This window comes from Mycobacterium attenuatum, from assembly GCF_900566085.1.
In the GTDB taxonomy this organism is placed as follows: domain Bacteria; phylum Actinomycetota; class Actinomycetes; order Mycobacteriales; family Mycobacteriaceae; genus Mycobacterium; species Mycobacterium attenuatum.
The window spans coordinates 1-1,280 of record NZ_UPHT01000218.1 but is presented as its reverse complement, the minus strand read 5'-3'; the positions used below and the strand labels follow the sequence as shown (position 1 = coordinate 1,280).

Below are 1,280 nucleotides of genomic sequence, written 5' to 3'. Positions count from 1 at the left end.
CATCCGGTGTGGCCTCGGTGAACGTTTTCCTGTCACAAGAGGTGTTGGTGCACAACCATTTACGTTTTCTCCACACGATCTGTGGCCGGTCCGCTCCGATCTTGATATCGCGTGGCCGGGTAATGACGGACGTGTCATTCCATCTGTGTAAGTCCGGGGTGGTCCATCATCGGACCGCCGTTGGGCGGAGCAGAAGGAGTGTTTTGTGACGAAGACCATGCAGTTGCCGGCTGAGGACAAGACGGCGGCGCGGCGGTTGGCGGAGACGTTCACCGCGGAGACGCTGGACGCGTTGATTAAGGATGCGGTGAAGTCGGGGACCCCGATCGACGGCGCGGACGGTTTGCTGAATCAGCTGACCAAGGCGGTGCTGGAGCGGGCACTGAATTCGGAGTTGACCCATCATCTGGGCTATGAGGCCGGGGATCCGGCTGGGCGCGGGTCGGGCAATTCCCGCAACGGCAGCACATCGAAAACCGTGACCACGGTCAACGGTCCGGTCCGTATTGATGCGCCGCGTGATCGTAACGGTTCGTTCGAGCCAGCGATTGTGCCGAAGAAGACCCGCCGGCTCAACAACATCAATTCAGTGGTGCTGTCGCTGTATTCGCGCGGAATGACGACTCGCGATATCGAGGCACACCTGGGCGAGGTGTACGGGGCATCGGTGTCGCGGGAATTGATCTCCAATATCACCGATGTCGTTGTTGATGAGATCAAGGCGTGGCAATCCCGACCGCTCGATGAGGTCTATCCGATCCTCTACATCGACGGTCTGCGGCTGCGGATCGGCGACAACGGGGTCATCACCACCAAGGTGGCCTATTTGGCGATCGGCGTGGATCTGGAGGGTCGCAAACACGCCCTGGGCTGCTGGATCCAGGACTCCGAGGGCGCGAAGTTCTGGCAGAAGGTCGTCATCGACCTGCGCAACCGCGGGGTGCGCGACATCCTGATCGCCTGCTGCGACGGTTTGACCGGCCTGCCCGACGCGATCCGCTCGATCTACCCCGACACCGTGGTACAAACCTGCGTAGTGCACGTGATCCGCAATGCAATGCGGTTCGTGTCGTATAAGGACCGCAAGAAGGTCGCCACGGCAATGCGGGCGATCTACACCGCACCGACCGTGGACGGGGCGGAGCTCGCGCTTTGGGGTGCCCTCAACTTCCCGGACTGCGGACCAAATAGGGTCCTATCCGGAAAGGGCAAGGGGAGTTGGCAGAGAAATATACGAAATACAAACCCGAATTTCGCGATGAGATTGCGAAGCTCATCGT

1 protein-coding gene is annotated in these 1,280 nt (G+C 60.2%); it reads left to right on the top strand.

The features are described 5' to 3' along the window. Nucleotides 1-256 precede the first annotated feature (256 nt). A partial coding sequence (locus EET13_RS29690; protein ID WP_425294286.1) for an IS256 family transposase occupies nucleotides 257-1,280 on the top strand: 1,024 nt, incomplete at its 3' end.